The organism is Roseateles sp. P5_B10 (genome assembly GCF_056400485.1).
This window is the reverse complement of sequence record NZ_JBFULE010000932.1, coordinates 1-1,902: the sequence shown is the minus strand read 5'-3', so window position 1 is coordinate 1,902 and position 1,902 is coordinate 1. Positions and strand designations below refer to the sequence as shown.

Below are 1,902 nucleotides of genomic sequence, written 5' to 3'. Positions count from 1 at the left end.
ATATACAACCCATCCACCCACCACCAATAGTCCTTGTTGGGGGTGCTCATCTGATATTCCATCACCTCGCGGGCGCGGGCAATCTTGCGCGGGTCCTTCTCCAGTTGATAAAGATCCGCGTAAACCTGGAAGCAGATCTGCCAATCACCGAATAGCACGTGCTCCGGCGTTTCGCCGTAGGTGTATTTCCAGGTCGATTTATCCTTGGACCGCGCGCCCGCCCATTGGTTGTACTCAGCCCAGGTTTCCGAATAGCGCTTATAACTTTCATTACCGGTCACCCGGTAGGCTTCCATATTACCGGTGTGATAGGCTGCCACATTCCAGAACGGGCTGTCTTGAGCAGGTGCGCGCGCTTGCCAGTAGGAATTGACCTTGTCGATCGCCGCAATCACTTCACCGCGATTGCTGCTGTTCTGAGCGGGCGCGCCCGCACATCCACCCAGAGCAATGCCCAGCGTCAATAACAAGCCGCTCACGCAATTCTTCAGTTTCATCAGCATCGATCCGTTGAACGCACGGAGCAATTCCAATGCGTCGGCTTGGTCGGCGCAGCCCGCCGGTTGGCTGCTGCGGCCATAGAGTATGGTTACGTTAGCATATCAATTCGAAATCACAAAGAAATTTGCGTGACCGGCACGCTTTGCCGGCCGCGCCAACGAATGTGGTATCGTCACCACATTCTGGTATTCCATCTCAGCGTCGATCTATGCCAAAACCCAGCAGGCTCAGTGAAGTAGCGAAGTTGGCCGGTGTCGCGCCCATCACCGCATCGCGTGCAATCCGCGGCACGGGCTACGTCTCGGAAGATGCTCGCGCACGCGTCATGGAAGCCGCAGCCAAGCTGAACTACTCGCCCGACATGGTGGCGCGACGCATGCGCGGCGAGAAAAGCCGGCTCATCGGCATCTTCGTGAACAACTTCGGCTCACTGGTGCTGCACGAGATCACCAAGGAGATCAGCAACGAAGCGCGTGCCCGCGGCTACGACATCCTGCTGTTCAACGCCGACCGTTTCGACGCCCCAGGCCGCGCAGACACGCGCGACATGCTGGCCAACCTGTGCGCCGGCCTGATCCTGCCCATGCCGAATGTCGAGGATGCCTACCTCGGCGACCTTGAACACCGCCAGTTGCCCTGTGTGTTCGTCAACTTCGATGCGCGCGCCATGGGGCTGCCCGTCGTCGTGGTCGAAAACCGCAAGGGCGCCCGCACGGCAGTCGAGCACTTGCTATCGCTGGGGCACCGCCGCATCGCGTTCATTGCCGGCTCCCACTACACGGGCCAAAGCACCGAGCGGCAGGCCGCCTATGTCGAAGCCTTGAACGAAGCCGGCATCGCCGCAGACCCGGCGCTGATCGTTCCGGGGCGTTTCGTCCAGACCGGCGGCTACGCGGCCACCGTGCAGCTGCTGGACCTGCCGGAGCCGCCCACCGCCATCTTCGCGGCCAACGACGAGATGGCGTTCGGCGCCATCGACGCCATCCACAGCAAGGGGCTGCGCGTTCCCGAAGACATCTCGGTCGTGGGTTTCGACGACATCGCCATCTCCAGCCACATCCACCCACCCCTGACGACGATGCGCCAGCCGCTGGTCGAACTCAGCGCCTGCGCGGTACGGGAACTTGTGGCGCTGATCGAGGGCCAGGGCATCGCAGCGAAGAAGATCGCCCTCCCGCTGGAACTGGTCGTCCGCAAATCGACCGGCCCCGTGGCGCAGCGCGGCTGACATGAATCGCGCACTGGCTGCGAGAGCTGGGGCGGCTGTGCCGCTCAGCCTTGTCGGGCTGGGCGCCCTGCTGCTCTGGCTGCTGTGCGGCGATTTCGGCGTCTCGATGCGCGACCGCGCTGCCGTGCCCAGCGCACTGGAGYTGCTGCGCCGGCACGCGGCGTCTGACACGA

The 1,902-nt window shown here is 62.4% G+C and carries 2 protein-coding genes; one reads left to right on the top strand and one right to left on the bottom strand.

Translation table 11 applies throughout. The features are described from left to right. A partial coding sequence (locus AC1DU6_RS29405; protein WP_477861521.1) for a glycoside hydrolase family 88 protein occupies positions 1-497 on the bottom strand: 497 nt, incomplete at its 3' end. Positions 498-709: 212 nt separating this feature from the next. On the opposite strand from AC1DU6_RS29405, the gene AC1DU6_RS29400 reads away from it, so the two are divergent. Next, complete coding sequence (locus AC1DU6_RS29400) at positions 710-1,729, top strand: LacI family DNA-binding transcriptional regulator (RefSeq protein WP_457355523.1); 1,020 nt, start codon at positions 710-712, stop codon at positions 1,727-1,729. The last annotated feature ends 173 nt before the right edge of the window (positions 1,730-1,902 follow it).